Raw genomic sequence first — 25,952 nt, 5'->3', positions numbered from 1 at the left:
GCTCGGAGACTCCGGATACGTGGCCGCCCACGCAGGAGCCGGGGCCGGCTGCCCGTGCCCGTTCCCTTCAGCGCGTCCAGCGCGTACACGCAGCGGTCCTTGCTGCACGCGTACACGACACCGCCCCGCGCCACCGGCGAACCCGTGATCTCGCCGCCCGTCGCCAGCTTCCAGCGGAGTTGGCCGCCCGCCGCGTCCAGGGTGTACAGGACGTGGTCGGCGGAGCCGAAGTGGACCCGGCCGTCGGCGACCACCGGGGCCCCCACCACCTCGCCGCCTGCCGCGAACCGCCACTTCGGGGTGCCGGTGACCGCGTCGAGCGTGTACAGGGCGCTGCCGCTGCCGACATGGACGTTCCCGGCCGTGACCAGGACCGGTTCGATCGACTGGCGGGCCTCCGTGGCGATGCGCCAGCGGTCCTTGCCGGTCGAGGCGTCGATCGCGTACACCGTGCCGAGGTAGTCGGCGAGGTACACGCCGCCGCCGGTGACGGCGGGCCCGGGTGCGAACGCGGGCGGGGACAGGAAGACCGCGGGCGACTCGAAGTGCCAGCGGACATGACCGGACACGGTGTCGACGGCCAGGACCCGGGCCCCCGCGCTGACGTACACGAATCCGTCCGGCGCCGCGGTCACCCGGACCGGCACACCGCCGCAGGAGGCCGCGTCGCCGATGGGGTACGACCAGCGTTCGATGCCGGTACGGGCGTCGACGGCGCGCAGCCGGGCGTCCTGCCACAGGTAGACCGTGCCGTCGTGGATCGCGGGCCCGGCCTCCGCCGTCTCGAAGTCGGTCTGTACGCCGCTGCTCTCCCACAGCTTCTCACCCGTGGACGCCTCCCACGCCTGGACGCCGCCGCCCCGGGTGCCGGTGACGACGGTGCCGCGGTCCGCCTTGAGGGAGTACACCCAGGCATCTGTCTGCAGCCGCCACCGCTCGGCGCCGGTCGTCGCGTCCAGGGCGTACAGCGACGGCCCGTCGGAAGCGTGGATACGGCCGTCGGCGACGGCCATCACCCAGGCCACGTCCCGGGTCTTGAACTGGCGCCGCCCGTTGCCGATGTCCAGGGCGTGCACCTCGAACGACGTGACGTAGAGGAGGTCCCCGGCGACGACAGGCGTCCCCCAGACGTCGTTGGACATCCGGAACCGCCAGGGCCGCCAGCGGTCCGGGCCCGGGGGCGCGGTCTCGGGCGCGTGTGCGGGCGCGGGCAGCGGGGCCGGCGCGACGGGGGCTGTGCCGTTCACCCCGGCGGGCGGGCGCACCCAGCCGGTCGCGGGGCCGGCGTCCGCGGTGGCCGTGGCGGTGGCCCGTACGTCCTGGGCGCGCGGGCCCGGGCCGATCGGCGCCTTCGCACCGGGCAGCCGCACCGGACCGCCCCCGTCGGGCAGCTGCGCGGACACGGCGGCCGGGGAGCGCAGGTCGGCGCCGCTGCGCCAGGCGGTACCCCGGTCGGCGCCGGGCTGCTGCTGGGGCGGCGGCGGCACGGGGGCCGGAGCGGGCGCGGGAGCCGCGGTCCTGCGGCCTCCGCCGCGGCGCTGCTCGATCATCGCGGTGGCGGAGGTCGGCAGCCATGCCGAAGCCGTACCGCTGTCGTCGTCGCCGGAGGAGGCGAAGAGGTGCGGAGCGAGCTGGGCCTGCAGATCGGCGGGGGTGGGCCGCAGCCCGGCGTCCATCTGCATGCAGGAATCGATCAGCGGCCGCAGTTCATCGGGCAGGCCCTCCAGATCGGGGCCCTCGCGCAGCAGCATGAAGACCGTCTCGACGGGGTTGGCGCCGTGGAACGGCGCATGGCCGGTGGCGGCGAAGACGAGCGTCGAGCCGAGCGAGAAGACATCGCTGGCGCCCGTGACGCTGCGCGAGTCCCGTGCCTGCTCGGGCGACATGTAAGCGGGCGTACCGACGGCGACGTTCGTCATGGTCAGCCGGGTGTTGGAGACCCCGGACGCGATCCCGAAGTCGATCACCCGAGGGCCGTCCTCGACGACGAGCACGTTCGACGGCTTCATGTCGCGGTGGACGAGCCCCGCACCGTGGATCGACTGGAGCGCCTCGGCGATACCGGCGGCCAGCCAGCGCACCGCCTGGACCGGCATGGGCCCGCACTCGTTCACTATCTCTTCGAGCGAGGGGGCGGGCACATAAGCGGTGGCCAGCCACGGCACGGCGGCCCGCGGGTCGGCGTCCACCACCGCGGCCGTGTAGAAGCCGCTGACCGCCCTGGCCGCCTCCACCTCGCGCGTGAAGCGGACCCGGAACAGCTGGTCCTCGGCGAGCTCTGTACGTACCGTCTTGATCGCCACCCGCCGGCCCGAAGCCGAGCGGGCGAGATAGACCAGCCCCATGCCACCGGCCCCGAGCCGTCCCAGCACCTCGAACGGGCCGATCCGCCTCGGGTCGTGCTGCGTCAGCTGCTCCACCACTTGCCCTGCCACCTCCCCGTACGGGCCTCAGGAACAGAAGCCCGCGAAAACCCGCCCTGTACGGCGTCTCACCACTGGGCACCACCCGGCGGTGCGCACCCCGATTGTTCCTGGCTGAGGCTCTGGTTGCGAACCCGGGGGCGGACCGGGGTGTCACAGCTCACTCTGCCCCCTTCCCGGACACAAGGGGTTGAAGTACGGCGAACACGGCACCCTGATCGTCCTGGAGGACCGCCATCCTCCCGTACGGGATGTCGAAGGGCGGCGCGGAGATGCGTCCGCCGAGGCGTACGGCGTGTCCGGCGGCGGCATTGCAGTCCTCGACGGCGAAGTAGCTGAGGAAGTAGCTGGGCATCTCGGCCGGGAAGGCATCGGTGATGACGCTGCGCCCGCCGACCGCGGTGTCCGGTCCGGGTTCCGTGCCGGCCGGGGACCACATGCGGAAGTCGACGCCGGACTCGGCCGTACCGGATTCACCCGCACCGGACTCGGCCGTACCGGAATCGCCCGCGCCGGAGGCGCCCGCACCGGAGGCGTCGAGATCAGTGCCCTGGAAGCCGAAGACCTCCTCGTAGAAGGCGTCGACACGGTCCTTCTGCCGGGTGTGGACCTCGGTCCAGCAGAAGGAGTCCGGTTCGTTCTGCTTCTGGAAACCTTCGCGGTCACCGGCCTGCCAGAGCCCGAAGACCGCTCCGCCGGGGTCGGCCGCCTGGGCGAGCACGCCGGCCCGGCCCGCCCGCACGGGGTCGGTGATCACCTGACCGCCCGCCTCCCTGATGCGGGCGACGGTCGCGACGATGTCGTCGGTGGCGAAGTAGATGCCCCAGGCGGTCGGCATCCGGCCGTCCTGCTTGGCGGCGAGTGCGGCGACGAGCTTCCCGTCGCTGAGTGCGTCCGCGTACGGGCCGTCGCCGGCCCGGAAGGTCCAGCCGAACAGCTCACCGTAGAAGCGCTTGCCCGCTTCGAGGTCGGGAAGCTGCACATCCACCCAGCACGGCGCGGATTGCGCGAATGCGGCCATGGGCCCGGGTCCTTCCGTCGCGGTCGGCCGCGGTCGTTCGCGGTTTGTTCGCAGTTGTCCGCGGTCGCTCGCGGTCGTTCGCAGCTCACGGCAGTGACGCTCGTCACACCAAACGTAACCGCGGGTGGCATGTGGCGCGCCCCGACCCGTCCCATCGAACTAATTTTCGATATAGACGCTTCCCCGCCCGTGGCGTCACGGAAAGTTATCCACGGAAGTTATCCACAGGCTGTTGATAAGACTTATCTTCCCGCGGGGCGCATCCGTCGATATCCGGCCACTCCCCCCACCCCGCCTGCGGTGCTCCCCATTTGCAGTCGGCCGAATCGCGCTCCGATCCCCCCTCGGTAAGCTGACGGCATGACAGGACAAGTGCGCACCGTCGACGGCCGCGTGGCCGGTCGACGCGGACAGGCGACGCGGCAGAAGCTGCTCGACTGCCTCAGCGAGATGCTCAGTTCCTCGCCGTACCGGGACGTCAAAGTCATCGACGTCGCCCGGAAGGCGGGGACTTCACCCGCGACCTTCTACCAATACTTCCCCGACGTCGAGGGCGCCGTCCTCGAAATCGCCGAAGAAATGGCCAAGGAGGGCGCCGGTTTGACCGAACTGGTCGCAGGCCGCTCCTGGGTCGGCAAGGCCGGCTGGCAGACCGCCGAAGAACTCGTCGAGGGATTCCTCGACTTCTGGCGACATCATGACGCGATCCTGCGTGTGGTCGACCTCGGAGCGGCCGAGGGCGACAAGCGGTTCTACAAGATCCGTATGAAGATCCTGAACTCGGTCACCAACTCCCTTACGGATTCGGTGAAGGAACTCCAGGCCAAGGGCAAGGTCGACAAGGACGTCAGCGCCGCCGCGATGGCGGGCTCGCTCGTCGCGATGCTGGCCGCGGTCGCCTCGCACCAGAAGGGCTTCACGACCTGGGGCGTGAAGCAGGCCGAACTCAAGCCGAATCTCGCACTGTTGGTGCATCTGGGCATCACCGGCAAGAAGCCGACCAAGTAGCGCCGCACCGGGCCCCTTCCCCACTGGGTACCGCGCGGCAATTCCGGGCGCCCCAGGTCCTGTCTCGCCGACGGCGGACCACGCATGTGGTCCGCCGTCGGTGCACCCGGACCGTTCCGCGGATCGCTCCAACGGCCGTTCCCGCGCAAGGTTTTCGTGCATGCCCGACACCCACGGTCTCCATGCACCGCTTCCGCGTACGGCCCCGTCAGGTCGCGGCGTCACTCCGCCGCTCCAGCCTGAAGAGCCGGATCTCCCGCTCGACCCGCGCCTGATACGTCGCATAGGGCGGCCAGAACTTCAGCGCCGTCTTCCACACCGCATCCCGTTCCGCGCCCTGCAGCAGTGTGGCGCGCACCGGAATGTCCCGGCCCCTCCAGTTGACGACGGCCCTGCCGGGACCGGCCAGCAGATTCGCGGTCCACGCCGGATGCCCCGTACGGCCGAAATTGCTGCCGACCAGGATCCAGCTCTGCTCCGTCCCGTTCTCCGGCATGCAGGCCAGCGGAGTGGTCCTGAGCTGCCCGCTTCTCGCGCCCGGCACCGTCAGGATCAGCCCCGGCAGCATCCGGGCGCTGAGCAGCACCTTGCCGCGCGTGAGCCGGTGCACCGTACGGTCCATGGCGGGGATGACGTGCGGGGCGATCCTCGCGAACGTGCGGGTCGAGGACACCTTCTGGATCAGCCGGACGCCGGGCGCCATCAGACCGCCACCTGCTCGGCCGATCCCGGGGTGACGGATGCCGAGGACGCGGACGGCCGCCCATTCGGCGGTGCGAACAGTCCGGCCTGCTGCGCCGCATGGTCGCGGAGCCGGTGGACGGGGCCGAAGAGCAGTTCGTCGGCAGCGGCCCGCTTGAAGTACAGATGCGCCTCGTGTTCCCAGGTGAAGCCGATCCCGCCGTGCAACTGGACGGCCTCGGCGGTGGTGATCCGCAGCGCCTCCAGGGCCTGGGCGAGCGCGAGGCCCCCGGACGCCGGGTCCCAGGCCGCGTAGTACGCGGCGGAACGGGCCGCCTGCACCCGTACGTACAGATCCGCGAGGCGGTGCTTCACGGCCTGGAAGGAGCCGATCGCCCGGCCGAACTGTTCGCGCGTCTTCACGTACTCGACGGTCCGCTCCAGCGCGCTCGCCGCCGCCCCCACCGCCTGAGCGGCGAGCAGTACGGCGACGCCGCGTCCTGCCGGGGCGAGCGCGTCGGTGACATCCACGGTGTCGTCCGCGCCGAGGAGTTCGGCCTCGGTGTCACGGAGTTCGATGCGGGCCAGCGGGCGGGTCTCGTCCAGCGAGGTCCGGCGGGTGCGGACGATTTTGGCCGCCGTGTCCGGGCGGACCAGGAAGAGGAGCGTACGGCTGCGCGGGAAGCCGCCGGCGTGGGCGGCGACCAGGAGGAGTCCCGCGCTGTGCCCGTCGAGGACCTGGGCGGCCTCCCCGTACAGCCGCCAGCCCTCCGCGCCGCCGACCGGCCTGGCCTGTATTCCGCCCGCCCGGCCGCCACCCGCCCAGGCGCCGCCGGTGGGGTCACCGGTGAGGCCGAGTGCGGCGGCGAGCGAGCCGCCGGGGACGGCCAGGGTCGCGGTAAGTCCGCCGGCGGCGATGCGCGGCAGCAGGGCGGTGCGCTGGGCCTCGGTGCCGAGGGCGGCGATCAGGGGCGCGGCGAGTGCGGCGGTGGCGATCAGGGGCGACGGCAGCAGGGCGCGACCGGTCTCCTCACAGGCGACGGCGAGCTCGGCCAGACCGCAGCCGATGCCTCCGTACTCCTGAGGGAGGGCGAGCCCGGGCAGCCCGAGGTCCTGGGCGAGCTGTCGCCACAGGGTCTCGTCGTACCCGTCGGCGGTCCGTACGGCACTCCTGACGTCGTCGGGTCCACTGCGTTTGGCCAGCAGTTCGCGCAGGGTGCGGCGGATCTCGTCCTGTTCCGCGGTGAAGGCGGCATCCATCGTCGGGCTCCTTCCCCTCAGAGGCCTCGACCTCTGATCTGACGGCCCGTCATGCTAGGACTGAATCCACGAGATTCCCAGAGGCGCGCACCGGGAGGGGCCGGGAAGATCCCGGCCCACCGAACGGTCCGCACGCCCGTCATCTGATGTACCGTCAGATTCATGCCTTCTTCCCACCGCAAGGTCGCTGTCGTCGGCATATCCCTCGCCGACTGCGGACGCATCGACGAGGCCACGCCGTACGCACTGCACGCCCAGGCCGCCCGCCGGGCACTGGCCGATTCGGGTCTGGACCGGTCCGTCGTCGACGGTTTCGCCTCCGCCGGACTCGGCACGCTCGCCCCGGTCGAGGTCGCCGAGTATCTGGGTCTGAAACCCACCTGGGTGGACTCCACCGCGGTCGGCGGCTCGACCTGGGAGGTGATGGCGGCCCATGCGGCGGACGCCATCGCGGCGGGTCACGCCAATGCCGTTCTGCTCGTTTACGGGTCGACGGCACGCGCGGACATCAAGGCGGGCCGCCGGACGTCCAATCTCTCCTTCGGGGCGCGCGGCCCGCTCCAGTTCGAGGTGCCGTACGGGCACTCGCTGATCGCCAAGTACGCGATGGCGGCCCGCCGCCACATGCACGAGTACGGGACGACCCCGGAGCAGCTCGCCGAGGTGGCGGTCCAGGCACGGGCGAACGCTGCGGCCAACCCGGACGCGATGTTCCGTGAGCCGATAACGGTGGACGACGTGATGTCGGGGCCGGTGATCGCGGACCCGTTCACCAAGCTGCACTGCTGCATCCGCAGCGACGGCGGCTGCGCGGTGCTGCTGGCCGCCGAGGAGTACGTACCGGACACGGCGAAGGAACCGGTGTGGATCCTCGGTACGGGTGAGCACGTCTCGCACTCCACCATGTCCGAGTGGGACGACTTCACGGTCTCCCCCGCGGCCGTCTCGGGCCGCCTGGCGTTCGAACGGGCGGGGGTACGGCCCGCGGACATCGATCTCGCCGAGATCTACGACGCGTTCACCTATATGACGCTGGTGACGCTGGAGGACCTGGGGTTCTGCGCGAAGGGGGAGGGCGGCGCGTTCGTGGAGAAGGGCCGGACCGGTCTGACGGGCGAGTTGCCGGTCAACACGGACGGCGGCGGCCTGTCCGCCTGCCACCCCGGGATGCGCGGACTGTTCCTGCTGGTGGAGGCGGTACGGCAGCTGCGCGGCGAGGCGAGTGGGCGCCAGGTGCGCAAGGCGGGGGGCCGGCTGCCGGAGCTGGCGGTGGCCTCGGGGACGGGCGGCTGGTTCTGCTCGTCGGGGACGGTGGTGCTGGGGCGGGGGTGAGGGCCGGGGCGGGGCAGCCGGTCACACCGCGATGACCGTGAGCGCCCCCTCAAGCCCCTTGAAGACTTCCGTGTTGCGGGTGAAGAGCGGCAGGCTCGCTGTGTCTCCATGCGCTACGACGATCTGCCCGATGCCCTGTGCGCCGGCGCCATGCGCTGCAATGGGGCCATGAGCGACGTACAGAAGACCGACGCACAGCAGAGTTTCCTGGACCTGCTCCACGCCCAGCGCGTGTGGGACGTGGAGCTTCCCGCCTTCGACCCGGACGCCGCGCCCGCCGCCCCGCTCCCCCTCTTCCACGCCTGGTTCGCCGAGGCCGTGGCCGCCGGGCAGGCCGAGCCGCACACGATGTCGCTGGCCACCGTCGACACCGAGGGCCGGCCCGATGTGCGGACGCTGATGCTGCACGACGTGGACGAGCGCGGCTGGCACTTCGCCACGCACCGCACCAGCGCGAAGGGCCGCCAGCTCGCCGCCCACCCGCACGCCGCGCTCGGCTTCTACTGGCCGGTGCAGGGGCGACAGGTACGGGTGCGGGGACCGGTCACCGAGACGAGCCGGGCGGAGAGCCTGGCCGATCTGCACGCCCGCTCGACCGGGGCGCTCGCAGCGGCGCTGACCGGGTCGCAGAGCGAGGTGCTGGACTCGCAGGAGGAACTGGCCCGGACCGCCGACGCCGCCTGGGAGCGGGCGTCGGCCGAGCCGGACGCGGAGGCAGCCGGCTGGACCCGGTACGTGGTCGAGCCCCGGGAGGTCGAGTTCTTCCAGGGCGACGCGGGGCGCCGACACGTACGACTGCGCTACCGCCGGGACGGTGCGCACTGGACGCGGGAACTGCTCTGGCCGTAGGAACAGTGCCCGCGGGCCGCCCGGCCCTGGAGACCGGACAGGCAAGGGCCGCAGATTTATTCGAATTCAACCGCAAAGGGGCACTATGGGAGACAGATGAGGACTGGAGGCACCGATGAGCCGAACCCGTTCCCGTTACGCCCCCGACCGTGGGCTGACCACGCGCATGGTGACCACCATGTTCCTGATCGGCCTGCTGTACGTGGTGCTGGTCGGCGTGCTGCTCGCGGTGCTGCGCGGCGCCTGGCCGATCATTCTGATCTTCACCGGCGGCCTCTTCATCGCCCAGTTCTGGTTCAGCGACCGCATCGCGGCCTTCAGCATGGGCGCCCGGGAGGTCACCCCCGAGCAGGCGCCGGAGCTGCACGGCACCATCGACCGGATCTGCGCCCTGGCCGACATGCCCAAGCCCCGGGTGGCGATCGCCCAGAGCGATGTGCCGAACGCCTTCGCCACCGGCCGGAGCGAGAAGACCGCCCTCGTGTGCGCCACCACCGGACTGCTGCGCAGACTGGAGCCGGAGGAGCTGGAGGGCGTACTCGCGCACGAGATGTCGCACGTCGCGCACCGCGATGTCGCCGTCATGACGATCGCCTCGTTCCTCGGTGTGCTCGCCGGCATCATCACCCGCGTCGCCCTGTGGGGCGGCCTCTCCCGCAACAGCAGGGCCAATGACCCCGTCGGCATCGCGGTCATGCTGATCCCGCTGGTCAGCGCCGTCGTGTACGCCCTGAGCTTCCTGCTCACCCGGCTGCTCTCGCGCTACCGCGAGCTCTCCGCCGACCGCACCGCCGCCCTGCTCACCGGCCGCCCCTCGGCGCTCGCCTCCGCCCTCACGAAGGTGAGCGGCCAGATGGCCCGCATCCCGACCGAGGACCTGCGGAAGGCGGAGCCGTACAACGCCTTCTACTTCGTTCCCGCGTTCTCCTCCAAGGAGAGCCTGAGCCGGCTGCTCTCCTCCCACCCGACCCTTGAGCAGCGCCTGGACCAGCTGGCCCGTATCTCCGCCGACCTCGCCCGCCCGTAAGGAACGTTCATGGGTCTTCTCGACACCATCCTGGGCCGCACCAAACCGGTCCGCCCCGACCTCGACCAGCTCTTCGCCGTGCCCTCCGCCGCCCTCACCCTCCAGGCCGGCGCGGGGTTCGCCCCCACCGGCCTCGGCTCGGTCTGCTTCGCGGGCGTCGAGGGCGGCACCTTCGCCCGCATCCAGCAGGACGTACGCGAACTGCTCGACGCCGACACCGACCGGGGCGGCATTCCGGTGGAGTTCAGCCAGGACACGTACGGCTACACCTGGCTGCTCGCCCGCCAGCCGGCCGAGGACACGGCCGCCCTGGTCAACGACCTGCACGCGGTGAACACCCTGCTCCAGGACGGCGGCTTCGGGCCGCAGCTGCTCTGCTCCCTGATCGGCTTCCGGGATGCGCGGGACCGTCCGCTGGCCCTGGTCTATCTCTACAAGCGCGGCACGTTCTATCCGTTCGCGCCGGTGCCTGGCGGCGCCGAGAAGCGGGACAACCAGCTGGAGTTGCAGGTCCGGGCGGTGCTCGGGGACGACCTCCGGATGGAGAAGGACCTGGCCCGGTGGTTCCCGGTGTGGGGGGCGCCGGGGCTGTGACGCGGGAGGGCCGATGACAGGGGCCCGGCGTCGCACCCGCCCGTATCATCGCCTCCATGACTGCTGAGCCCTCCCGGTCCGCCGACCGTATGCGCGCTTCGGATGCCGATCGCGAGGCGGTGGTCGAGCAGTTGCGGGAGGCGGCGGCCGAGGGCCGCATCACCATGGACGAGCTGGACACACGGCTCGGGCAGGCGCTGTCCGCCAAGACCTACGCCGAACTGGCGCCCCTCACCGAGGATCTGGTCCCCATCGCGGTGGCGACGGGCGAGCCGTTGGTCCTCAAGGGCGGCATGCACGGCGTGACGCGCTCGGGCGTCTGGAAGGTCCCCCCGGTGATACGCGCCCAGGGCGGCATCGGCGGCGTCCGGATCGACTTCACCCGCGCCGAGTGCCGACTGCGCGAGATCGCGCTGGAAGTGCGCGGAGAGATGGCCGGGGTGAAGATCGTGATCCCAAAGGGCTGGACCGTGCACACCGACAACCTGGATCACGGCCTCGGCGGCCTGAAGGACAGGACCACGGACGAGAGGACGCCCGGCGCCCCGCTCCTGCGGCTGACGGGGTCCTGCGGCATGGGCGGTGTGGTCGTCCGCCACCCGAACTTCCGCGAACGCCGCAAGCTGCGCAGCATCGAGTCCTGAGCCGCACCGACTCGCGCCGGGCCCCGCTTCGCAAGCCGTCGCCCTTCGAGCATACGAACGCGGATCAACTGAGTACGCGTACCTACTCCTTGCCGGGTGATCGCACCCATCCACCGCACTCCGCCGTCGGCATACCGTCCCCGTATGCCCGAGGAGACCGCACCCGCCGACACCACCCCCGCCCCGACCGGGTCCAGGTCCCCCTCTTCCGTCGTCGGGGCCCTCGGGTGCGGCTGCGCCGCGCTCGTCGCCGTACTCGTTCTCGTTCTGGTCGTCCCGCTCGCAGGGGGCTCATGGGGGTCGACGGACTTTCCCCGCGTCACGCCCGAGGACATGGGCGGCCGCGCCTTCCAGCGTTCCCAGGAGGCGTACGACGTCATGGGGTTCAAGCGCGCCGTGGAACCAGGAGTCGAGGACATCGGTGTCAGCACGGAGAACACGTTCGGCTCCGACTTCTGCTACGACGGTGGCCTGCTGGGGCTGGAGGACAAGACCGTCGACGGCGCCTACCGGATGAGCCACCGCTGGGCGCTGAACCGCGTGCCCGCGAGCCGGGCCGTCTCCGGCCTCCGCCGACTGCACCAGCACCTCAAGGACAACGGCTGGGAGGTCACGTCCTACCGTGAGGGCGCCAAGGGCAAGGACTGGGACCTGTTCGTCCAGCGGGACGACGGGGCCGAGCGGATGTCCTTCACCTGGTACCCGGACCGGGAGTACTTCACCGGCGGCGCCACCGTGCCCTGCGCCTACGACCCCGGATGGGAGAACGACGACGCCGGCCCCGCCGGGGACCAACAGAGGCCACCCACCCTCGGGCCGGCACAGCGGGACTAGGGCAGGACTAGGGCTCGTTCGCGCGTTCCAGAAGTGGATCTCGATGTGCTGGTCGCAGTCATCGACGAGTGGCTGCGACCAGCACGTGCAAAACGCACTCAGCAGCCTCAGGAACCTCAGCAGTCTCCGGGGTGGAAGACCGGAACGGCCTCTTCCCCCTCCTCCCGCCGGAAGGCCACCCGCAGCGCCATGCCGATGGCGAGGCCGGATTCCTCACATCCCACGATCTCCGTCATCATCCGCGGCCCCTCGGCCAGGTCGACGACGGCAGCGGTGTACGGGACGCGGGCACCGAACGGCGGCAGGTCGTTGCGGTGGACGACGGACCAGGTGTAGAGCGTTGCGTGTCCGCTGGCCCGTTCCCAGGTGACGTCCTCGCTCCAGCAGTGCGGGCAGAACTCGCGGGGGTAGTGGTGGGCGCGCCCGCAGGCGCGGCAGCGGCGCAGCAGCAACTGCCCCTGGGCGGCGGCGTCCCAGTAGGGGCGGGTGAAGGCGTCGGGCTCGGGGAGGTCGAAACGTACGCCGGCCGTGGTCACAGGAAGAGTCCGATCGTGTCGTCGAGGGACCAGGTCTGCCAGGACATCGCGAACAGCGCGACGAGCGAGATGAGCGCCATCATCGCGTTCTGCCCCTGCTCGGCCCAGTCGTGGATCATCAGCACGAGGTAGAGGAGGTTGAGGAGGAGTCCGGCGGCGAGCGCGACAGGGGTGAGGAATCCGGCGATCAGGCCGAGACCCAGGGCGAGTTCGGCGTACACGACGAGGTAGGCCATGGCCTTGGGGCGCGGGGCGACGATCCGCTGGAAACCGGTACGCACGGCCGTCCACCGGTGCTTGCCCGCCACGTCCGCGGCCCAGGCGATGCCCGTACCGCGCTCGAACCAGCCCTTCTTGTCCTTGTGCCGCCAGCTCTCCAGCCACCACAGGCCGAGGCCTATCCGGAGGACGGCGAGCCACTCGGCGCCGCCGAGCCAGATCGTCTGCATGGGGCCTCCCGCTCACTGAATCTGACGGTACGTCAGTTCACCTGATGGCGGCGGCTTCCGCAAGAGGCGTGCAGGAGGCACGCAAGAGGCGCGCAAGGGCCACGCACCCGTGATCAATTCGCAACCGATTCCGGTCTTGACCGAGACCCATCAAGTAACTGCGCGATTACGCTCCGAACCATGCCCGACAGAGCACCTGCCCCCGGTAGCCCCGCCCCGGCCCGCATCGACCTCACCGAGGACCGGCCCGTGTACGTCATCGGTGGTGGCCCGGGCGGTCTCGCCGCCGCGGCGGCCCTGCGCGAGCAGGGGGTACGGGCGGTGGTGCTGGAGAAGTCCGAGAACGTGGGCGCGTCCTGGCGCCGCCACTACGACCGGCTGCACCTCCACACGACCCGGCGCTGGTCCGCGCTGCCGGGACTCGCGATGCCGCGCCGGTTCGGACGCTGGGTGGCCAGGGACGATGTGGTGCGCTATCTGGAGAAGTACGTCGAGCACCACGAGCTGGAAGTGGTGACAGGCGTCGAGGTGTCCCGGATCGACCGGGCCCCCGACGGAACCGGCTGGCAGCTGACCGCGACCGGCGGCCGGATACTGACCGGCCGGGCCGTTGTCGTCGCCACCGGCTACAACCACACCCCGCGCATCCCCGACTGGTCCGGCCGCGACACCTTCACCGGCGACCTGGTGCACGCCTCCGACTACCGCGATCCCGCCCCGTACGCGGGCAGGGACGTCCTTGTCGTCGGCATCGGCAACACGGGCGCCGAGATCGCCGCCGACCTGGTGGAGGGCGGGGCGTCCCCGGTCCGGATCGCCGTGCGCACCGTGCCGCACATCGTGCGCCGCTCCACGGCGGGCTGGCCCGCGCAGGCGACCGGCATCCTGGTCCGCAGGCTGCCGGTCCGGCTGGTCGACCGGGCCGGGCGCCTGATGGCCAGGATCGCCGTGCCGGACCTCGCCGCACAGGGCCTCCCGCGCCCGGACACCGGCCTGTACTCACGGGTCAAGGACGGGGCCATCCCGGTGCAGGACGTGGGGCTGATCGACGCGGTGAAGAGCGGCCGGGTGGTGCCGGTGGCCGCCGTCGATTCGTTCGACAAGGACGTGGTGGTGCTGGCCGACGGGGACCGGATCACCCCGGACGCGGTGATCGCGGCAACCGGCTACCGGCGGGCCCTGGAGGGGCTGGTCGGCCACCTCGGCGTACTGGACGCACGGGGCCGGCCGCTGGTGCACGGCGGCCGCACGCCCAAGCAGGCGCCCGGCCTGTACTTCACCGGGTTCACCAACCCGATCAGCGGCATGTTCCGCGAAATGGCCCTGGACGCACGGAAGATCGCCAAGAAGCTGGCGCGCACGGGCTGACTGTTCAGGGCCGGGCCGGGTGCCTCGGCACGGGCGTCAGGCGTGACGCGGGAGCGCGTCGGTCGAGGCGATGGGGTGCGCATCGTCGAATCGGAGCAAGGTGAAGGCCCCGTTCATACCGGGGTGGGCGCCCGCCCTGAACCGGCCGGGCCTGGCGGCCCGGCCCGTCAGCCGCTTCCCGCAGGGCCGGAGAATCACGTGAGCCCGGAGCTGCGGGGAAGCATCAATGCCGAGTCCGTGTGGAGTGCGATGCGCACCGGTGCGAAGGTGGTGGCGTCCACCGGCGGCTCCCCGGTGCCGGGACTCCGGGCGTAGCGCGGATGGGCACCTCCGCTGATCTGCCAGCGTATGCGGTGACCGACGGCGAAGCGATGGGCGGTGGAGCTCATCGGCACGGTGACCTGCGACGGCACGTGTTCAGTCGTCCGAAGCCGACCCAGTCCGTCACAGATGTTGACGGAGCGGCCCTGCGGGTCCACGTCGCACAGGCGGGTGAAGACGTCGGCGTGGCCGGTGTCCGTGGAGATGCTCAGCCGGGCGGAGACCGGGCCCAGAATGTCCAGGGGCTCGGTCAGTGGGGGGCTGGTGAATGTCAGGACGTCGTCCCGAGCTTCCAGGGTGCTGTTGTCGCGTGGGCCGGCGGTGCGGGAGAGCAGTGGGCCGCCGAGGGACGGGGTGGGGTCGGCCGGGTCGTAGCGCAATGACGTCAGGGGTGCGGAGTCCGTGGGGACCTGCTGGGTGAGATGCCCGCCGGAGATGGGGTACCACGAGGTGGCAGCCGCGGCCGGCGGCCACTCGTCGAGGTCCCGCCAGGCGTTCTCGCCGCCGATGTGCATGCGCACCGCAGTCGGGCGCAGGCCGGAGGGGTCGGCGCACAGGTGGGCGCGCAGCCACGCGAGGCTCTCGGCGAACACCTCGGGCCATCCCTGCTGCAGGGCGGAGGTGTGGGTCCAGGGGCCGACGAGCAGAGCGGTCTCACATCCGGCCCGACGCAGCCTGTCATGCTGCTCGAAGGTCTGGTCGACCAGCGCGTCATGCCATCCGGTGATCAGACTCGTGGGCACGCCGAGCCGCTCCGCCGGCTCCGCCAGCGACGCGCCGTGCCAGTACGCGTCCTTGGGGTCCGGGTGCGTCATGACGTCGTCCAACCAGGGCACCTCGCCCCCGAGGGCGGACGCGTACGCCCCGCGCAAGGGCTGCGCGGTGGTGACGTCACGCAGGCGGCGCTGAAGGCGCAGCGTCGCCCTCAGGAACGGTCCCATGCCCTGGTGCTGGTAGGTCATGCCCACACCGACGGCGAGGGCGTTCTCCAGGCGCAGCGCACCGTCCGCGTGGAACAGGGCGTAGGGATCGTGCAGGCCCACCTGCACCACCATTGCCTTCAGTTCTGGCGGCGGGTCCAGGGCAAGGGCCCATTGCACGTAGCCCAGGTAACTGGGGCCGACGGTACCCAGGGTTCCGTTGAACCAGGGCTGCTCGCGCAGCCACGACACCGTGGCCTGCCCGTCGGCGGCCTCGTTGCGCCACAGGTCGAACGCACCGCCCGAACCGCCGGTGCCGCGGCAGCTCTGCAGGACCACGTGAAAGCCCTGTTCGGCGAAGAGCAGGCCGTACTGGGGAGACCACGGCAGGCCGCGGCCATAAGGGGAGCGGACCAGGAGGGTCGGGAAGTCGCCCTCCGCACGCGGGAAGTAGTGATCAGTGATCAACGGGCTGCTGTCGGCGGCCGGCACCACCAGCCCCGGTTCCCATCCGACCTCATGCCGTTTCGCCGGCAGGCCCCGCCAGGTCGCTCTCATCATCCGTGAGGACAGCGGCGGTTTTCCGGCAGGTGGCACCCAGGCCGGTCCGGCCACGGCGTCGGGCGTGCGTGGTGACATCGTTCCCCTCCTCTATTCCGTACAGTGTACGAGAATAGAGGATGCTTGGATGACCTCGGCAAGAGCCACCTCAACAACCAGGGGAAGGAGCGCGAGACCGTGTCCCGTGACGGGGGGCCCGGCGCCGCAGGCGTCGACCCCGAACACCTCTGGCTGCGTCCCACCGAGCCCCGCAGGGGCCGCAGGCCCTCCTTCAGCCGGGAGGAGATCGTCGTGGCAGCCGTCACCCTGGCGGACGCCGAAGGGCTCGAAGCGGTCACCATGCGGCGGGTGGCCGCCCAGGTCGGATCCGGTGCCATGTCGCTCTACAGCTACGCCCCCGACAAAGAGACACTGCTGGAACTGATGGTCGACCACGTCAGCGGCGAACTGACGGTCACGGACCCACCCAGCGGCGACTGGCGTGCCGATCTGAAGACCATCGCCCACCTGCAGCGCGCACACATGCTGCGCCACCCCTGGTTGCCCGCCGCCTTGTCCACCCGTCGCGTTCCGGGCCCCAACACGCTGGCCTTCCTGGAACACGCGCTCGCAGTCCTGCGGCCCACCGGACTGGACGGTGCGGCGAAGCTGGAGGCCTTCGCCCAGCTCACCGCATTCGTGGCCGGACACGTCGCCCACGAGATCGCGCAGGCCGCAGCCTCACAATCCCCGGACCGGGCCGCAGCCGAGGCCCGCTATCTCGCCGCTGTCGCGGCCGACGGCTGCCACCCGGAACTCGCCGAAGCCCTTTCCGCCCCCGGACGCACCCTCACCCCCGAAGCCACTTTCACCCGGTTCCTCAACCGCCTGATCGACGGCCTCGGCACCGACTGATCCCACGCACCTGTTACTGCGTCCCGCCCGCGGCACTCCGAGGAACAAACCTTCGGCCTGTCCAAGACCCCGGCCGCGCCACACACACGCGCGGGGCGCGGCCGGGAGAAACCGGCCGCGCCCCGCCCTGCTCCGTGAAGCGTCTCTTACGCCTCGGGCGTGGCGTTCACCACGACCTTCGCCGTGTTGTTCTCGGGCTTGGGGTCGAACGGGAAGGAAGTGCCCCCGGGGCCGCCGGAGGTGAGTACGACCCGGCCGGTGGCGTCGGCGACGACCCGGTCGACGCGCAGCTGGAACGGGAAGGAACGTGCCGTGTCCGGCAGCGCCCAGTACGGCAGGGAGCAGACGTACCGCGGGGCGCCCGTCCGCTGCGGGTGGTAGCCGCCACTCAGGGTCCGCGGCTCGCAGTCGGCAGGGGCGGAGGTGACGGTGACGCCCTCGGGGACGGTGAAGTCGACGTCCGCGACGGGGTCGCCGGAGCCGAGGTTGCCGAGCCAGGCCGGTCCGTTGTTGCGGAAGCCGAGTTCGGCGGTGACGGTCTCACCGGCACCACCGGTGACACCGGCGCCCGCCGCCGCGAAGTCCGCCGTGTTCACCGCGGTGAAGGCGGCGATGGTGTAGTTGTCCTCGTCCGCCGGGTCGGTGGCGCCGTCGCCGGGCTCGACGCTGATGTCGAGGCGCTCGGCGAACGCGTGCGGGGCGAGGGCCAGCTGCATCGGCTCGGGCAGCGTGTAGGTGTCACCCGGTTCGAGCACCTGGTCGAAGGTGCAGGTGGCGTGGGTCATCGGGGCGTAGTCGTCGCCACCCGTCGTCTCGTACGTGCACTCGGGGTACTTGTTGATGAAGTCGAGCCCGTACGACGCGGTGAGCGTGGCCGTGAAGCCCTCGGACCGCTCACCGCCCTTGTTCGTCACCGCGAACGGAACGGTGTGCACGCTGCCCGGCTGGGCGCCCTTCACCGGGGCGATCTCCGCGAGGGACAGGTCGGGCCCCGAGGCGACCGTGACCGCGGTGTCGAACGAGTCGAGCGGGGCCTCCAGGGTGCCCGAAGGGCCGCCGGTGGCCACGGCGGCGTAGGTGATGCGCCCCTGGGTCCCGGCCGTCGCACCGTCCGCGGCACGGATCGTGAGGTTGACCTGCGGGGTGTAGTCGCCGCCGATGGTGGGCACCTCGGGGACGCTGCACACGGCAGTCGTTCCACTCGGTGTGCAGTTGTCGGGCCAGGTCACGTCGGCCACTCCGGCTACACCGGAGATGTCGACCGAGAGACGGCCGTCCGTGACGGTGAAGTTGTCGTTGTCGTGGTAGAGCCCGACGTCCAGCGACCGGCTCTGCGGTGCACCGCCGCCGCTGCCGAGCAGCAGGCTCTGCTCGGAGGGCGCCTGGATCCACAGCTGGTCGGACTGCTCCTCGGCGGACGCGGGAGCCGCGAGTCCGGCGGTCAGCAGTCCGGCGGCCGCGGCGACGCAGGCACCGAGGCGCGCGGTGCGCCGGGCGGATACAGGTCTCATGAATTCCCCCAGGGATGAACCGACGATGGTGAGCGGCGGCCGGAACTCCGGCCTGCCGGTTGGACATTCAAGATCACCAGGAGGTTGTACGGCGATGCTGTCCGGCTGGTCCGCCGCCCCGTGTGCGTACCGTTGACGCATGGACCTGTTCGACGAGTTGTTGCGTGGTGTGCGGGGGAAGGGGGCGGTCTTCGGCCGCTCGGTGCTGTGGCCGCCGTGGTCGCTGAGCTTCACGGACGGCGCGTATCTGACCCTGTGCGTGCCGCTGCGCGGCGAGGGCTGGATCGTCCCGGAGGGCGGGAGCGGGGACGGGGGCCGGGGCGGCGGCGGTACGGCGCGCCGGGTGCGGGTCGGTGAGGCGGCGATCGTACGGGGGCCGGCCCCGTTCGTCTTCACCGACGACCCGGCCACGGACACGAGTACGGGCACGGGTGCGTCCGTACGCGAGGTGCGCTGGGACACCGGGCCCGGAGCCGACCCGGCACCGCCGGACGAACTCAGCGGCCCCACCGTACTGTTGGCCGCCGCCTACGACGTGCACGCCGAGGTTCCGCGACGGCTGCTCCGGGTCCTTCCTCCGGTGCTCGTCGTACCGGACGAAGAGGACTGCTCGCCGCTGCGCGACTATCTGCAGACGCAGATCGGCGGGGCGCGGCCGGGCCGGCAGATCGTGCTGGACCGGCTGCTGGACTGGCTGCTGGTGTGCACGCTGCGCGACTGGCTCGACCGCCCGGAGGCCGCCCCGCCCCTGTGGTACCGCGCGCTCGGCGACGATGTGGCGGGCCCGGCGCTGCGTGCCATGCACGAGGAGCCGGCGCATCCGTGGACGACGGCGGAGCTGGCCGCACGGGCCGGGGTCTCACGCACCACGTTCGCCAAACGGTTCACCGAACTGGTCGGGGAGGGCCCGGTGGCGTATCTGACCGAATGGCGCATGACGCTCGCCGCCGATCTGCTGAGCCGCCAGGACCTGACGGTGGCGGCGGTGGCCCGCCGGGTGGGGTACGCCGATGCGTTCGGCTTCAGCGCGGCGTTCAAACGGGTCCGGGGCGTCAGCCCGAGCACATACCGCCGGGAGCCCGCGGCACAAGGCGAGCTGCACCGGGAGGCCCCGGCAGGCTGACGCCCCTCCCCCGGGCTCAGCCGGTCCAGGCGCCCGCGTCGGCCGCCTTGCGTACGAACGCACCGAAGTCCCGCGGCGCGCGCCCCAGCGCACGCTGCACACCGTCGGCGACCGGAGCCTCCCGGCTCGTACGGATCGGCTTCATCGCATCCGTCCACAGCGCCGCCTCCTCGGGAGACATCCCCTGGGCGACCAGTCCCGCCACGAACTCCTGCTCGGGGACCGGGACATACCCGGCCCGCTGCCCGGTGGCCTTCGCGATCTCGGCCAGCGCGTCGTCGACGGTGAGCGCCCGCGGCCCGGACAGCTCGTACACCTGGCCCTCGTGGCCGGGCCGGGTGAGCGCGGCGACGGCGACGTCCGCGATGTCGTCCGCGTCGACGAACGCGGCGGCCCCGTCCCCGGCGGGCAGCGCCAGCTCACCGCCCATCACCCCGTCGCGGAAAACCCCCTCACTGAAGTTCTGCGCGAACCAGCCGGGCCGCAGGATCGTCCACGGCACCCCCGAGGCCCGCACTGCCAGCTCCCCCTCCAGGTGCGGCCCGGTTCCGTCGTAGGAATCCCCGAAGTACCCCGGCACGTCGGCGCCCCGGGCGGACAGCAGCACCAGCCGCCCGACCCCGCCCGCCACGGCCTGCTCCACCAGGGCGGGGGTCCGGGAGGGAGCGAGGTCCAGCGGAACGATGTACAACGCCGCGACCCCCTCCAACGCCGCGCCCCAGGTCCCCCGGTCGTCCCAGTCGAACCGTGTCTCCCCGGACCGCGACGCCACCCGCGTCTCCACCCCTTGCTCCCGCAGCTGTTCCACGACCCTGCGCCCGGTCTTGCCGGTACCTCCGATGACGAGTACGGGCCGGTCTGTACGAACGTTCTGTGCTTCCTGTGTCATACGAGAAGCCTGTCCCGGCGCCCCGCCCACCGGCCATGTCCCGCAATCCGGCATGGATGTCCGTGCGTCCGGCCGCTCGTACCGGGGGGTTAGCCCTACCTGGAGCCGGGCGGGTAGCAGGATCGTCCCGAGCGGTCGCATCCGGACATGCTGGGCCCGGCACATATCGCTGGTTTCCCAAGGGTCCCGTAGGAGTTGGCTCGTGCGTGAGCAGGCATGGCAAAGGTTCCGTTCTTCCAGGCGGCAGCGGGGCGGTCGACGCAGAGCCGTACCGGCCGCGGCCGCGGTGGCCGTGGGCGTCATGACGTTGGGCGTCCTGGCGCCGCCCGCGGCGTCCGCTGCCGCCAGGCCCGACACCGTCCAGCAGGGCCTGAGCGCGCTGGTGCACTCCGATGGCCTGCCCGCTGCGCTGGCGAGCACCAAGGACCGCGATGGCCGCACCCGTACCTACACCGCGGGGGTGGGCGACCTGGCCACCGGCTCGAAGGTGCCCAAGGACGGTCGGGTGCGGGTCGGCAGCAACACCAAGGTGTTCACCGCGGTGGTCGTGCTGCAACTGGTCGGTGAAGGGAAGATCGCCCTCGACGCCAAGGTCGACACCTATCTGCCGGGCCTCGTACGCGGGAAGAGGATCGACGGACGCCGCATCACCGTCCGTCAGCTCCTGCAGCAAACCAGCGGACTCCCCAACTACACCAACTACCTCGGGGACGAAGTCCGGTACTTCGAACCCCGCGAGCTCCTCGACATCGCTCTCCAGCACAAGGCCGACTTCGCCCCCGGGAAGAAATGGGAGTACAGCAACACGAACTACGTGCTGGCAGGCCTGATCGTCGAGAAGGTCACCGGCCGCCCCCTCGCCAAGGAGATGGACCGGCGCGTCATCAAGCGCATCGGGCTGCGCCACACCTACTTCCCCGCCCCCGGTGACGCGACCATCCGAGGACCCCATCCCAAGGGCTACTACAGGGATTCGGCCGGCGCGCCCCTGCTCGACGTGACGGAAATCGACCCCTCCTGGGGCTGGGCGGCAGGTCAGATGATCTCCACCAACTCCGACCTCAACCGGTTCTTCACCGCGCTCCTGTCCGGCCGCCTCCTCCCGGCGGCCCAGCTCGCCCAGATGCGCAGCGCCACCCTCCCCGCTGAAACCACCTTCGGCCCCGGCGCCCGCTACGGACTGGGGCTCGTGAGCAAGCCCCTGCCGTGCGGCGGCGTCTACTGGGGTCACGGCGGCAGCTTCCCGGGATACGAGACCCGGGGCGGGGCCACCGACGACGGCCGCGCCGCCAACGTCGCGGTGACCATGCAGCTGACCGACGAGGCAGCCAGGGCGCGTGTCGACCGTGTCGTGGACACGGCCCTGTGCCGCTGAACCGCGCCTCCTGGGAACCGTGCGGCGGCACAGTTCCTGCGGTCCCGCCCACTCCTCTTCCGTGTGTCCGGATCAGCCTTTGCCTGCACACCCATTCCTGACGGGCCGTCAGTTCAGTAACCTGACAGGGCGTCAGCTTCGGGCTGGCCGGGCACGCACCCGACGGACTTCGAGCAGGAGTGGGCGGAACGATGCTTGGATCGACTCACGGCACCCTCACCACCGACTTCCGCGCCAGGGTGGTGGCCTGCGGCGAAGAGCCGCATGCCATCGTCCACAGCATGGCGGCCGCCGCCGCGGAGGGCGATCTCGATGTCAGCGGCCGCCCGCTGCACGCGCCCGTGCCGGATCTGGACCGGTTCTTCCGGCCCGAGTCCGTCGCCGTCATCGGCGCGTCCGACACCGAAGGGCGGCCCAATACCGGGATCACCCGACAGCTGATCGGCTGGGCCGAGCGGGTCGGGGCGCGGCTGTATCCCGTGCATCCCAGCCGGGAGTCCGTGTTCGGGCGGGCCTGTTCTCCTTCCGTCGCGGACCTGCCGGAGCAGGTCGATCTGGCTGTGCTGCTGGTCGGCGATCCGCTCCCGGTGATCGAGGAACTCGCGCAGTCCAAGGTGAAGTTCGCCGTGGCCTTCGCCTCCGGGTTCGCCGAGACCGGCGAGGAGGGCGCCGCCGCCCAGGCGCGGCTGGCCGCGGCGGTGGAGCGGTCCGGGCTGCGGCTGCTCGGGCCGAACACCAACCTCAACGCCTTCGAGGAGTTCCGGGACGATCTGGACGGGCCTGCCATCGCACTGATCACTCAGTCCGGTCACCAGGGCCGCCCCGTCTACACCCTTCAGGAGCTGGGCGTGCGGCTCTCGCACTGGGCGCCCACGGGCAACGAGGCGGATCTGGAGACCGCCGACTTCGTCTCGTACTTCTCGCAGCGCCCAGAGGTCGGGGCCATCGCCTGTTACGTGGAGGGGCTGAAGGACGGGCGCTCCTTTCTGCTGGCCGCGGACCGGGCGGCACGGGCCGGCGTTCCCGTGGTGGCGGTCAAGGTGGGACGCACGGAGACGGGGGCCCGGATGGCCGCCTCACACACCGGCAAGCTGACCGGCGCCGACCAGGTGGTGGACGCGGCGATGCGGCAGTTCGGCGTGATCCGGGTGGACGGGCTCGACGAACTCCAGGACACTGCGGCCCTGCTGGCCCGGGCGCGAAAGCCGCAGGCCGACGGGGTCGTCGTGTATTCGATCTCGGGCGGCACGGGCGCACACTTCTCGGACCTGGCGACCGGCGCGGGGCTGAAGATCCCCACCCTGTCCGAGGAGAAGCAGCGCGAGCTGCACGAGTGGATCCCCGGTTATCTGAACGTGGCGAACCCGGTCGACAACGGCGGCCATCCGGTCGGCGACTGGCGCGGCCGGAAAATCATCGACGCGATCCTCGCCGACCCCGCCGTCGGGGTGCTGATCTGTCCGATCACCGGCCCCTTCCCCCCGATGAGCGACAGGCTCGCGCAGGACCTGGTGGACGCGGCGGAGGCCACGGACAAGCTGGTGTGCGTGGTGTGGGGCTCGCCCGTCGGCACGGAGGACGCGTACCGTACGACGCTGCTCGGCTCGTCCCGCGTCGCCACCTTCCGTACCTTCGGCAACTGCATCACCGCTGTGAAGGCCTATCTGGACCACCACCGGTTCGCAGCCTCCTACCGCTCCCCCTTCGACGAGGCGCCGCGCACGCCGTCGCCCTCGTTCCGCAAGGCGCAGGCACTGATGCGCCCGGGCCGGCAGCTGAGCGAGCACGCGGCGAAGCAGCTGCTGCGGGCATACGGAATCCGTGTCCCGCGCGAGCAGTTGGTGACCAGCGCCGCGGCGTCCGTCCGGGCCGCGGGGCTGGTCGGCTACCCCGTCGTCATGAAGGCGTCGGGCGCCCGGATCGCGCACAAGACCGAGCTGGGTCTGGTCAAGGTCGGCCTCACCTCCGCGAGCCAGGTGCGTGACGCGTACCGCGAACTGACCGACATCGCACGGTACGAGGACGTCGAGCTGGACGGAATCCTGGTCTGCCAGATGGTCGAGCGGGGCGTCGAGATGATGGTCGGTGTCACGCAGGACGCGTTGTTCGGGCCGACGGTGACGGTCGGGCTCGGGGGTGTACTGGTCGAGGTGCTGCACGATGCGGCGGTACGGGTACCGCCGTTCGGCGAGGACCAGGCGCGGTCGATGCTGGGCGAACTGCGCGGCCGGGCCCTGCTGGAGGGCGTACGCGGCGGCCCGCCGGTGGATGTGGACGCGCTCGTCGAGGTCGTGCTGCGGGTGCAGCGAATGGCGCTGGAACTGGGCGACGACCTCGCCGAGCTGGACATCAACCCGCTGATGGTGCTCGGGCGGGGGCAGGGCGCGGTCGCGCTGGACGCGCTCGCCGTCTGCCGCTGACCGGTCACCACGCCTGCCGCCTCGATGGCCGCGCCACCGGCCACACCACTTACCCAGGAGCTGCCTCATGCCGTCCTCCCCCGAAGACACCGACGAGCACACCGAGCCCGCCGCGTCGGCCGACCCACTTGATTCATTGGTACTCCACGCCACTGACAACGGCGTCTCCTGGATCACGCTCAACCGCCCCGAGGCGATGAACGCCGTCACCTGGGACCAGCGGGAACGCGTCATCGCCCTGCTCACCGAGGCCTCCGCCGACCCGGCTGTCCGGGCCGTCGTCCTCACCGCCACCGGCCGCGGCTTCTGCGCGGGCGCCGACCTGCGCGGGGCCCCAGCGACGGGCGACCGGGTGCCGGGCGATGTCGCCCGTACGATCCGGCTCGGCGCTCAGCGCCTGATCGCCGCGGTCCTGGACTGCGAGAAGCCGGTGATCGCGGCCGTCAACGGCACGGCGGCCGGTATCGGCGCCCACCTCGCGTTCGCCTGCGATCTTGTGCTGGCCGCCGACTCGGCGAAGTTCATCGAGGTGTTCGTACGCCGCGGCCTCGTACCGGACGGCGGCGGCGCGTATCTGCTGCCGCGCCTGATCGGCCCGCAGCGCGCCAAGGAGCTGATGTTCTTCGGCGACTCGCTCCCGGCGAGGGAGGCGGAGCGTCTGGGTCTGGTCAACCGGGTGCTCCCGGACGAGGAACTGACGGCGACGGCCCGCGCGTGGGCCCAGCGCCTGGCCGACGGCCCGACCCGCGCGATCGCCCTCACCAAGCAGTTGGTGAACGCCTCTCTGGACTCCGACCGGGCGACGGCGTACGCGGCCGAGGCGATGGCCCAGGAGATCAACATGACGACGCAGGACGCCAACGAGGGCGTGGCGAGCTTCGTCGAGCGGCGTACACCGAAGTACCGGGGGCTGTGAGGACTCCGGGGGCGCTCACGTCGCCCTCCACTGCCACGGAGAGGCTCCTTCAACGCTGTGCGGCCGGGACCCATCGGTTCGTACGAACCATCGGCGGGTCCCGGCCGCAGTCCGCCTACTTCTCGGTGAAGACGTCCTCGACCGATGTGGCAGCGGGAGCACGCAGGAGCCAGCGGCTCAGAGCGTCAAGGTCCGTGCAGCCCATGATGCGTTCGCGCGCCTCGTCGGGTACGTCGACACCGGCCTGGGCGAGGAGGAGCAGGATGCTCCTCGCGAGACCTTCTGCGCGTCCTTCGTCCCGGATCTCTTCCGAGAGCGTTGACTTGTAGAAAGAAAGGTCCACGGCCACCAGGTTCCTCCACTGTTGTGCGGCCGGGGTTGCCCAGGCCCTGTGCGGTGAGTTCGACGATGGGGTCGGCAATGGTTTCCGGTACGTCCCGCAGAGCGGTCGACAGCGTTTTCAGTATGACACCGATGTCCGGATCGCCTGCGTGTGTGATCGCGGCCAGCGTGGCTAATGCCAGGTCCTTGCGGGCCTCGGCCACATCTGTGATCACCGGCATGTTGTGCGGGCCCGCAACGAGTGCTTGCAGGGTGAGCACGGGCGATTGCGGGTGGCCGACGGGGAACGGGCGCGCGGCCCATTCGGCGGTGGCTCGGTCCTGGCAGACGACCAGCAGCATGGGCGGCAGCTTGTACTTCGCCTGGAGGTACGACAGGTAGTACATCCAGCTCGCCGGCTTGTCCGGGTCCTTCTTGCCCTGGGCCTCGATCGCCAGGAGATAGGACCGGTCGTCCTCCATGTCGATACGCAGCAGCGTGTCGACACGGCGTTCGAGAGGCCGGTTCTCCGTGAGGTCGGTGGGCATGACGGTCGCTGAGGCGGGTGGTCCGATCGAGACTCCCAGCACCTCGGAGACGCGGGAGAAAAGGCCCGGGTACTCCTGGAAGATGCGGTGCATCGCCTCGTGGGACGAGCCGACCATGTGTGGTTTC

Annotated in this window: 22 protein-coding genes and 1 pseudogene; 13 read left to right on the top strand and 10 right to left on the bottom strand. The window is 71.2% G+C overall.

What is annotated here, in order from left to right:
• Both ACFVYE_RS36855 and ACFVYE_RS36850 read right to left on the bottom strand, forming a co-directional pair.
• Window positions 1-2,423, bottom strand: a 2,423-nt coding sequence (locus tag ACFVYE_RS36855; protein WP_389608348.1) for a serine/threonine-protein kinase, incomplete at its 3' end; no start/stop codon positions are given.
• A gap of 160 nt (window positions 2,424-2,583) precedes the next feature.
• The gene (locus tag ACFVYE_RS36850) at window positions 2,584-3,444 is read right to left on the bottom strand and encodes a VOC family protein (protein WP_389608347.1); all 861 of its coding nucleotides are present in this window, start codon (window positions 3,442-3,444) and stop codon (window positions 2,584-2,586) included.
• Window positions 3,445-3,804: 360 nt separating this feature from the next.
• Between ACFVYE_RS36850 and ACFVYE_RS36845 the strand changes: the two genes are divergently transcribed.
• Window positions 3,805-4,452, top strand: coding sequence for a TetR family transcriptional regulator (locus ACFVYE_RS36845; protein ID WP_093893325.1), 648 nt, complete (start codon window positions 3,805-3,807; stop codon window positions 4,450-4,452).
• A 208-nt stretch (window positions 4,453-4,660) separates the two neighbouring features.
• Here ACFVYE_RS36845 and ACFVYE_RS36840 read toward each other — a convergent pair whose 3' ends face one another.
• Complete coding sequence (locus ACFVYE_RS36840) at window positions 4,661-5,155, bottom strand: nitroreductase family deazaflavin-dependent oxidoreductase (RefSeq protein WP_389608346.1); 495 nt, start codon at window positions 5,153-5,155, stop codon at window positions 4,661-4,663.
• Complete coding sequence (locus tag ACFVYE_RS36835) at window positions 5,155-6,393, bottom strand: acyl-CoA dehydrogenase family protein (protein WP_389608345.1); 1,239 nt, start codon at window positions 6,391-6,393, stop codon at window positions 5,155-5,157. The genes ACFVYE_RS36840 and ACFVYE_RS36835 overlap by 1 nt, the downstream gene beginning before the upstream one ends.
• Window positions 6,394-6,555: 162 nt before the next feature.
• On the opposite strand from ACFVYE_RS36835, the gene ACFVYE_RS36830 reads away from it, so the two are divergent.
• From ACFVYE_RS36830 to ACFVYE_RS36805, 6 genes are all read left to right on the top strand, one after another.
• On the top strand, window positions 6,556-7,725 hold the full coding sequence (locus ACFVYE_RS36830; protein WP_389608344.1) for an acetyl-CoA acetyltransferase: 1,170 nt from the start codon (window positions 6,556-6,558) through the stop codon (window positions 7,723-7,725).
• Window positions 7,726-7,875: 150 nt separating this feature from the next.
• Complete coding sequence (locus ACFVYE_RS36825; RefSeq protein WP_389608351.1) at window positions 7,876-8,574, top strand: pyridoxal 5'-phosphate synthase; 699 nt, start codon at window positions 7,876-7,878, stop codon at window positions 8,572-8,574.
• A 115-nt stretch (window positions 8,575-8,689) separates the two neighbouring features.
• On the top strand, window positions 8,690-9,601 hold the full coding sequence (htpX, locus tag ACFVYE_RS36820) for a zinc metalloprotease HtpX (RefSeq protein WP_383962651.1): 912 nt from the start codon (window positions 8,690-8,692) through the stop codon (window positions 9,599-9,601).
• A gap of 9 nt (window positions 9,602-9,610) precedes the next feature.
• Window positions 9,611-10,195 (top strand): hypothetical protein, encoded by a 585-nt coding sequence (locus tag ACFVYE_RS36815; protein ID WP_383073401.1) that lies wholly within the window; start codon window positions 9,611-9,613, stop codon window positions 10,193-10,195.
• A gap of 56 nt (window positions 10,196-10,251) precedes the next feature.
• A complete protein-coding gene (locus ACFVYE_RS36810) occupies window positions 10,252-10,839 on the top strand; it encodes a DUF1707 domain-containing protein (protein WP_389608343.1) in 588 nt (195 codons plus the stop codon).
• A 144-nt stretch (window positions 10,840-10,983) separates the two neighbouring features.
• On the top strand, window positions 10,984-11,673 hold the full coding sequence (locus ACFVYE_RS36805; RefSeq protein ID WP_389608342.1) for a hypothetical protein: 690 nt from the start codon (window positions 10,984-10,986) through the stop codon (window positions 11,671-11,673).
• Window positions 11,674-11,789: 116 nt separating this feature from the next.
• Here ACFVYE_RS36805 and ACFVYE_RS36800 read toward each other — a convergent pair whose 3' ends face one another.
• Window positions 11,790-12,209, bottom strand: coding sequence for a Zn-ribbon domain-containing OB-fold protein (locus ACFVYE_RS36800; protein WP_389608341.1), 420 nt, complete (start codon window positions 12,207-12,209; stop codon window positions 11,790-11,792).
• Window positions 12,206-12,658, bottom strand: coding sequence for a DoxX family membrane protein (locus tag ACFVYE_RS36795; RefSeq protein ID WP_389608340.1), 453 nt, complete (start codon window positions 12,656-12,658; stop codon window positions 12,206-12,208). The genes ACFVYE_RS36800 and ACFVYE_RS36795 overlap by 4 nt, the downstream gene beginning before the upstream one ends.
• A gap of 180 nt (window positions 12,659-12,838) precedes the next feature.
• On the opposite strand from ACFVYE_RS36795, the gene ACFVYE_RS36790 reads away from it, so the two are divergent.
• Complete coding sequence (locus ACFVYE_RS36790) at window positions 12,839-14,026, top strand: flavin-containing monooxygenase (protein ID WP_389608339.1); 1,188 nt, start codon at window positions 12,839-12,841, stop codon at window positions 14,024-14,026.
• Window positions 14,027-14,220: 194 nt separating this feature from the next.
• Here ACFVYE_RS36790 and ACFVYE_RS36785 read toward each other — a convergent pair whose 3' ends face one another.
• A complete protein-coding gene (locus tag ACFVYE_RS36785) occupies window positions 14,221-15,906 on the bottom strand; it encodes a CocE/NonD family hydrolase (protein WP_389608338.1) in 1,686 nt (561 codons plus the stop codon).
• 99 nt (window positions 15,907-16,005) lie between these two features.
• On the opposite strand from ACFVYE_RS36785, the gene ACFVYE_RS36780 reads away from it, so the two are divergent.
• Window positions 16,006-16,722: a TetR/AcrR family transcriptional regulator gene (locus ACFVYE_RS36780; protein ID WP_389608350.1), complete on the top strand. Its 717-nt coding sequence runs from the start codon at window positions 16,006-16,008 to the stop codon at window positions 16,720-16,722.
• A gap of 146 nt (window positions 16,723-16,868) precedes the next feature.
• Here ACFVYE_RS36780 and ACFVYE_RS36775 read toward each other — a convergent pair whose 3' ends face one another.
• Window positions 16,869-18,233: a hypothetical protein gene (locus ACFVYE_RS36775; RefSeq protein ID WP_389608337.1), complete on the bottom strand. Its 1,365-nt coding sequence runs from the start codon at window positions 18,231-18,233 to the stop codon at window positions 16,869-16,871.
• Window positions 18,234-18,372: 139 nt separating this feature from the next.
• On the opposite strand from ACFVYE_RS36775, the gene ACFVYE_RS36770 reads away from it, so the two are divergent.
• Window positions 18,373-19,356, top strand: a complete 984-nt coding sequence (locus tag ACFVYE_RS36770; RefSeq protein WP_383962673.1) for an AraC family transcriptional regulator — start codon at window positions 18,373-18,375, stop codon at window positions 19,354-19,356.
• A 16-nt stretch (window positions 19,357-19,372) separates the two neighbouring features.
• Here ACFVYE_RS36770 and ACFVYE_RS36765 read toward each other — a convergent pair whose 3' ends face one another.
• Window positions 19,373-20,245: an NAD(P)H-binding protein gene (locus ACFVYE_RS36765; protein ID WP_383962676.1), complete on the bottom strand. Its 873-nt coding sequence runs from the start codon at window positions 20,243-20,245 to the stop codon at window positions 19,373-19,375.
• Window positions 20,246-20,546: 301 nt separating this feature from the next.
• On the opposite strand from ACFVYE_RS36765, the gene ACFVYE_RS36760 reads away from it, so the two are divergent.
• The 3 genes from ACFVYE_RS36760 (at window position 20,547) to ACFVYE_RS36750 (ending at window position 24,956) form a co-directional block, all read left to right on the top strand.
• Window positions 20,547-21,620 (top strand): serine hydrolase domain-containing protein, encoded by a 1,074-nt coding sequence (locus ACFVYE_RS36760; RefSeq protein WP_389608336.1) that lies wholly within the window; start codon window positions 20,547-20,549, stop codon window positions 21,618-21,620.
• Window positions 21,621-21,811: 191 nt separating this feature from the next.
• Window positions 21,812-24,040: an acetate--CoA ligase family protein gene (locus tag ACFVYE_RS36755; RefSeq protein ID WP_383962682.1), complete on the top strand. Its 2,229-nt coding sequence runs from the start codon at window positions 21,812-21,814 to the stop codon at window positions 24,038-24,040.
• Window positions 24,041-24,107: 67 nt separating this feature from the next.
• Window positions 24,108-24,956, top strand: a complete 849-nt coding sequence (locus ACFVYE_RS36750) for an enoyl-CoA hydratase/isomerase family protein (protein ID WP_383962685.1) — start codon at window positions 24,108-24,110, stop codon at window positions 24,954-24,956.
• Between the two features lie 115 nt (window positions 24,957-25,071).
• On the opposite strand, the pseudogene ACFVYE_RS36745 reads toward ACFVYE_RS36750, so the two are convergent.
• A pseudogene (locus ACFVYE_RS36745) lies at window positions 25,072-25,942 on the bottom strand (hypothetical protein).
• Between the last annotated feature and the right edge of the window lie 10 nt (window positions 25,943-25,952).

The organism is Streptomyces sp. NPDC058239, from assembly GCF_042882185.1.
Taxonomy (GTDB): domain Bacteria; phylum Actinomycetota; class Actinomycetes; order Streptomycetales; family Streptomycetaceae; genus Streptomyces.
The sequence above is the reverse complement of the archived record's forward strand: the minus strand, read 5'-3'. Positions and strand labels throughout refer to the sequence as shown.